Origin of the sequence: Stenotrophomonas sp. Sm6012, assembly GCF_030985895.1 — a bacterium.
In the GTDB taxonomy this organism is placed as follows: domain Bacteria; phylum Pseudomonadota; class Gammaproteobacteria; order Xanthomonadales; family Xanthomonadaceae; genus Stenotrophomonas; species Stenotrophomonas forensis.
Genome location: NZ_JAPTFX010000200.1, coordinates 1 through 6,415, shown reverse-complemented (window position 1 = coordinate 6,415; position 6,415 = coordinate 1). Strand labels below are relative to the sequence as shown.

The window sequence follows — 6,415 nt, the reverse complement described above, 5'->3', positions numbered from 1 at the left end:
CGTGGGGTCGAGGTCAGGCTACGAATCGGGGTAGTGCCGGCCGCTGGCCGGCAACTTCATGGCCCATGGATGCACCTCGCGGTTGCCGGCCAGCGGCCGGCACTACCGGGCTGGTGAATCAGAAGGTATAGCGGACGCGGCCGTAGTAGTACGCGCCGTTGCTGCCGATCGGCGACAGCACGTCATACGGCAGGTTGCCGAAGTAGTGGATATCGCTGTTGGATCGATCCGGGTAGTTGTCGGTCAGGTTCTGGCCGCCGATGGCCACGCTCCAGCGCGGGGTGATGCGGTACTCCACTTCCGCATCCAGCTGCCATTCGGCCTGGTAGGTCTGGCGCGGGATGTAGCCATCACCGAAGTTGAACACGCGCGTAGCGCTGCCGTAGCGGTTCACCCGCGTGCTCAGCGACCAGTGGTCGTTGCTCCACGCCGCCGAGACGCTGCCACGCGTGCGCGGCGTGGCATCGGTGAGCGTATTGGTCTCTTCGATGCCGAACAGCACGTAGTCCGGGCTCAGTGCACGCAGCTGTGGCGGCGTGGCAAGCACGTTCTTCAACGTGGTCTTGGTGTAGGCGTAGGTGCCGGTCAGCAACAGCTGGCCATCGCCCAGCGACTGGCGCCAGTTGCTCACCAGTTCGGCGCCGCGGGTGCGGGTGTCGGCGGCGTTGACGAAGAAGCTGGCGCTCTGCAGGCCGCTGACACCGTAGTTGGCCGCCACGTAGTCGGTCAGTGCGTCACCGGTGATGCTCTCCGACAATGCGATGCGGTCGTCGATGTCGATCTGGAAGAAGTCCAGCGACAGGTCGAAGTGCTCGCCGATGCGGCTGGTGAAGCCCAGCGAGGTGTTGATCGACTTTTCCGGCTTCAGGTTCTGCGCACCCAGGCCGCGCGCGATCGGATTGTTGACCGACAGCAGGCGCCCCTGCACCAGCTGGCCGCCGGCGTTGTAGCCGGTGGAGGTGGATTCGTAGCCGATCTGCGCCAGCGACGGCGCACGGAAGTTGTTGGAAATAGCACCGCGCAGGGCGAACGCCGGGGTGAATTCGTAGCGCAGGCCGAGCTTGCCGGTCAGTTCGCCGCGGAAGTCGTCGTTGTGCTCGTAGCGCGCAGCCAGGTCGGTGGAGAACTTCTCGCCGAACTGGCTGGACAGGCTGGCATAGGCGCTGGCCACGTCGCGCGACAGGTTTGCCGCGTCCTGCGGGGTCAGGCCGCCACCGGCCTGCGAACCGGTCGGGCGGTCGGTGTAGGGGCCGGCAGCGTAGCTGGCCGGGTCACCCGGGCGGGTCTGGTAGCGCTCGTGTCGCGCTTCCACGCCCAGGCCGAGCGTGTGGCTGATGCTGTCGCTCTGGGTGAACACACGGCTCAGGTCGAGGTTGCCCACGGTCTGCGCGTACTCGTAATCAGCGGTCTTGAAGCGGGTCGGGCTGGTCGGTCCCAGCGACGCGTTGAGCGAATCACGCAGGCGGTAGGTGAAGTCGTTCTGGCCGTAATCCAGGCTGCCGTCATAGCTCCACTCGCCCCACTGGCCGCGCATGCCGGCCACCGCCTGCACATCGCGGTTCTCGCCTTCGGAGATCGGCCGGTAGCCGTTCGGATAGACCTGCTTCCAGTTGGCATCGCCATCGGGATAGCGGAAGTAGTTCGCGCCTTCGGTGTCACGCTGGTTGAAGGTGCCGAAGGCGTAGAAGGTCGAGGTCTGGCCGACCGGAATCTCGGTGTTCAGCCACAGGTTGATGTCCTTGCTCTTGCCATCGCCCAGCACGTAGTTGCGCTTGCCCTGCAACGCCAGGTTGTCCGGGGTCTGGTCCCATGGCGGAATCTGGTCGAAGCCGGCGCGGTTGGTGCCGTTGCGATGCTTGTACTCCAGGCCGACGCGCAGGAAGCCGCCGTCCTCGCCCAGCACGGTGCCGACCTTGGCGCTGATGTTGCCGGTCTGGCCATCGGTGAGGGTGCGGCCGATCGGCTTGAGGTCGGTGTGGTTGGCGCCGTAACTGGCTTCGAGCTCGCCACCGTCGCCGCCGTTGTCGAGGATCACGTTGATCACGCCGGCCACGGCGTCCGACCCGTACAGCGCTCCGGCGCCGTCACGCAGCACTTCGATGCGCTTGATCGCACTGACCGGAATCGAATTGAAGTCGACCGGCGTGGTGCCCTTGCCGATCTTGCTGTCGGTGTTGACCAGCGCGGTGTGGTGGCGGCGCTTGCCGTTGACCAGCACCAGCACCTGGTCCGGCGACAGGCCGCGCAGCTGCGCGGCGCGCACGTGATCGGCGCCACCGGAGTTGGACTGGCGCGGGAAGTTGAACGACGGCAGCAGCGCCTGCAGCGCGCTGCCCAGTTCACCGTTGACCACGCCGGCCTTGCGGATGTCCTCGGCGGTGAGCACGTCCACCGGGGAGGTGGATTCGAGCACGGTGCGGTCGGCGGCACGGGTGCCAGTGACGATCACCGTGTCGAGGTTGGTGGCGTCCTGGGCCAGGGCCGGGACAGCGGCGGAGGAGAGCGCGAGGGTGATGGCGAGGCCGAGCGGCGACGCGGGCAGGCGGGCGGACATGGGGGCTCCAGCAACAACGACGACGGGGAAGGGGGAGATAGTTTCACTTACATCCATCCGGATGAAGCGATATATTATCTTCGCGTGATGGCCGGTGCCGACGCAAGCCCCTGCCGGTCCGGCATGAGCTGATGCCCGGTTGGCATCAGCACGCCGGGCCGGTGGCGCTGTACGCTGCCGGCTCGCCTTGTCCCCCCTCTTGTCCGGAGCTGTACCGATGAAACACCTTGGCCTCGTCTTTGCCGTGCTGCTGGCCACCAGCGGCTGCGCCAGCCTGTCCTCGCAGGCGCCCAGTGCGTACGCCACGGCCACCACCGCCGAACTGAAGGGCGATGCGGCACGCCCGTCCGACGGCCACGGCTGGGTGCGCAGCGAGCTGTATTTCGGCGTGGGCGAAGAGCAGGGCGCAGGCAGCCGTCCGCAGGCCGACACCATCAGCGAGGCGCAGTGGCGCGCGTTCCTGGACAAGGAAGTGACCCCGCGCTTCCCGGATGGCCTGACCGTGTTCGATGCCTACGGCCAGTGGCTGTTCCGCGGCGATGCCTCGCCCAACCGCCTGCGCACCAAGGTGCTGGTGGTGCTGCACGAGGACACCCCGCAGCGCCGGGCCGACATCGAGGCGATCCGCCTGGCCTGGAAGCAGCAGACCAAGCATCAGTCGGTGCTGTGGTCGCGGCAGCCGGTCGAGGTATCGTTCTGAGTTGAAGGTGCCGCCGCGGTGCCGCAGGGAGCGATGATGGATTGCAGGGAGTGGGTGCTGGGCGTGGTGCTGGCAGGCGTGCTGGCCCCGGCCGCGCAGGCGGGCGGGGACGGCAGCGAAACGCTGCGGTTCCAGGTGGCCGCCCACGTGCAGGCGCACGCCGATCCGCAGCAGGATGGCAGCATCGCGGTGCAGCTTTCGCCGTCGGGCAAGCGCCAGACGCTGGCCGGCGCAGCGGATGCGGACGGCAATTCGCGGTGGGGTCTGGAGGATGTCGACTTCGATGGTTACCCGGAACTGGTCGCACGCGCATCGGTGGGCATGGTCAATGAAGCGGTGGCGGTGTACCGCTTTGATCCTGCCAGTGGCGGGTTCCGTGCGTTGCAGGCTGAAACCCACGGCAAGGACAGCTGCGGTGACCTGATGGGGCTGACGGTCGATCGTGCGAGCCGCACCCTCACCAGCAGCTGCCGCAGCGGCCCGATGTGGTACGCCGACCAGTATCGGTTTGCAGGTTCGAAGCTCTATCTGTACCGCGCCGAGAGCGTACTGATGCTGGGCGACACGCTGAACGCCGCGCTGCGTTGGGAGCAGAGCGACGAGCAGGGCCCGCTGGCGGTCTGGCGGACCTATGACCCCGCTGGAAAGGTGCTGGAGACCGCCATCGCCGATGGCCTGGGCGCACCGCCCGGCGGGCCGCTGCGTGGTCAGCAGGCGACCGTGGTGCCCGCGCGCCTGTTCCTGTTCGACAAGCCCGGCGCATCCAGCACCCCGCGTTACCTGGTGCAGGGCGACCGTGTGGAAATGCTGGATGAACAGGACGGCTGGATGAAGCTGCGCTACCAGAATCCCAAACACGGCGCGGTGCTGGGCTGGATCAACGTCAACGATTGACCGGACATCCGTCCGCAGTTTGCACATCGAGGTGATGCGCGATTTGCCCACGGAGGCATCACTTCCCCGGGTCTAGCCTCGGACGTTCCCCCGTTCGAGGATGTATCCGATGAGCAAGCGCGTGGCCGAAATCGTGGTGGACACCCTGCAGCAGGCAGGCGTCCGCCGCTGTTATGGCATCGTGGGCGATACGCTCAACCATGTGACCGATGCGATGCATGGCAGTGACATCGCCTGGGTGCACGTGCGGCATGAGGAAGTGGCCGCATTCGCTGCCGGTGCCGATTCGCTGGTGAGTGGCGAACTGACCGCCTGCGCGGGTTCCTGCGGCCCCGGTGGCCTGCATTTCATCAACGGCATCTTCGAAAGCAACCGCAATCGCGCGCCGATGGTGCTGATCGCCAGCCAGATCGTCACCAGCGAGCTCGGCATGGAGTTCCCGCAGGAAGTGGATTTCAAGGCGGTCTATGGCAGCTGCACGGTGTTCTGCGAACAGGTGCACAGCCCTGCGCAGGCACGGCGCGTGGTGGCGCTGGCCTGCCAGGCCGCGATCAGCCGCCGCGGCGTGGCGGTGGTGATCCTGCCGGCCGACATCAGCGAGGCCGACGTAAAGCACGATGTACCGTTCTCGGTGCACTACACCCAACCGGTGCTGCGTCCGTCCGACGCTGAACTGCAGCGCATCGCCGAGCTGCTGGGGCAGGGCAGGCGCATTGGCATCTACGCCGGTGCCGGCTGCCAGGGCGCACACCCGCAGCTGCTGGAACTGGCGCGGCGCCTGCAGGCGCCGGTCGCGCATACCTCGCGCGCCAAGGACTTCGTCGAGCCTGACAACCCCTACAACATGGGCATGACCGGTATTTTCGGCATCGAATCGGGCTTCCACACGCTGATGGAGTGCGACACGTTGCTGCTGCTCGGTGCCGATTTCGCGTGGGGCCAGTTCTATCCGGACAAGGCCACGATCATCCAGGTCGACCGCGACGGCAGCCATCTGGGCCGCCGCCATCCGGTGAACCTGGGCGTGGTCGGTGACATCGCGCCGACGCTGGACGCCTTGTTGCCGATGCTGCCGCCGCGCGAGGACAGCAGTTTCCTGGACGAATGCATCGAGCGCCGCGACAAGGCGCTGAAGAAGCGCGAACAGGAAGAGCAGCCGGGCGAGGGCGAGCTGATCCATCCACAGCACCTGACGGCGTTGTTGTCGAAATACGCGACGGACGATGCGCTGTTCACCGCCGACGGTGGCTCACCGATGGTGTGGGTGCTGCGGCATATCCGCGTCAACGGCCGCCGCCGTACGCTGACCAGCCTGTTGCACGGCACGATGGCCAACGCGATGCCACAGGCGCTTGGCCTGCAGAAGGCGTTCCCGGGACGGCAGGTGATCTCGTTGTCCGGCGACGGCGGCCTGGCGATGCTGCTCGGCGACCTGCTGACAGCGGTGCAGGAAAACCTGCCGATCAAGGTGGTGGTGTTCAACAACGGCTCGCTGAACTTCGTCGAGCTGGAGCAGAAGGTGGAGGGCCTGCTGGACAACTACACCGACCTGAAAAATCCGGATTTCGGCCGCCTGGCCGAGGTGATCGGCTTCCATGGCCGCACCGTCACCCGCAGCGAGGATCTGGAGGATGCGGTGCAGGACTTCCTGTCCCAGCGCGGCCCGGCGCTGCTGGATGTGCATACCAGCCGCGCGGAGCTGGTGATGCCGCCGCAGATCGAGGCGAAGCAGGTCGCGGGTACTGCGCTGTATGCGGCCAAGGCGGTGTTGAACGGCCGCTTCGACGATGTGAAGCACCTGCTGGTGGACAACTTCCTGAAGAAGTAACGGGGTGGGTTTGATGCAGGGCTGCGCCCTGCACCCGCCGAATCAACATCAACGGCAACCGCAACGTCAAAAGCGGGCAATCCGTGGAATGGCGGGGTGGGTCCGGTTGCGGGGGACGCTGCAAGTCCCCCTCCGGGGCCCGGCCCAGCCGCTGGCGGCTGTGCGTTCGGGCGCTTGCGAAGCGGTGCTTCGCAAGCAAAGCGCCCTCACCCATGTAAGCTCGGTCGCCGCATCCATGCGGCTCACGCCCCCGCAACCGGACCCACCCCGCCTTCGACAGATTTCCGCAATCTGCAGTAGATCCACGCAATGCGTGGATGAATTTCCATCGGAATCGAATATTTCGAATTGGAATCGAAAAGCATCCACGCATGGCGTGGATCTACCGTGTCGACCAAGGTCGACACCTACCCACAGCCGCCGGAATCTGTCAGAGGTG

General features: G+C 66.3%; 4 protein-coding genes. 3 read left to right on the top strand and 1 reads right to left on the bottom strand.

Annotated features, from left to right (window positions below; translation table 11 throughout):
- Positions 1–118: 118 nt before the first annotated feature.
- On the bottom strand, positions 119–2,554 hold the full coding sequence (locus tag O0J73_RS21015) for a TonB-dependent receptor (protein ID WP_308309562.1): 2,436 nt from the start codon (positions 2,552–2,554) through the stop codon (positions 119–121).
- Between the two features lie 217 nt (positions 2,555–2,771).
- Here O0J73_RS21015 and O0J73_RS21010 point away from each other — a divergent pair, with 217 nt between their 5' ends.
- The 3 genes from O0J73_RS21010 (at position 2,772) to O0J73_RS21000 (ending at position 5,976) form a co-directional block, all read left to right on the top strand.
- Entirely contained in the window at positions 2,772–3,254 is a 483-nt protein-coding gene (locus O0J73_RS21010; protein WP_004154455.1) for a DUF3574 domain-containing protein, read from the top strand.
- 36 nt (positions 3,255–3,290) lie between these two features.
- Complete coding sequence (locus tag O0J73_RS21005; RefSeq protein ID WP_197563598.1) at positions 3,291–4,148, top strand: SH3 domain-containing protein; 858 nt, start codon at positions 3,291–3,293, stop codon at positions 4,146–4,148.
- A gap of 109 nt (positions 4,149–4,257) precedes the next feature.
- On the top strand, positions 4,258–5,976 hold the full coding sequence (locus O0J73_RS21000) for a thiamine pyrophosphate-dependent enzyme (protein ID WP_308309561.1): 1,719 nt from the start codon (positions 4,258–4,260) through the stop codon (positions 5,974–5,976).
- Positions 5,977–6,415 lie beyond the last annotated feature (439 nt).

Coding starts and splice junctions, on each gene's coding strand:
- O0J73_RS21005 (WP_197563598.1), top strand. CDS start 3,291: ATGGATTGCAGGGAGTGGGTGCTGGGCGTGGTGCTGGCAGGCGTGCTG.
- O0J73_RS21000 (WP_308309561.1), top strand. CDS start 4,258: ATGAGCAAGCGCGTGGCCGAAATCGTGGTGGACACCCTGCAGCAGGCA.
- O0J73_RS21010 (WP_004154455.1), top strand. CDS start 2,772: ATGAAACACCTTGGCCTCGTCTTTGCCGTGCTGCTGGCCACCAGCGGC.
- O0J73_RS21015 (WP_308309562.1), bottom strand. CDS start 2,554: ATGTCCGCCCGCCTGCCCGCGTCGCCGCTCGGCCTCGCCATCACCCTC.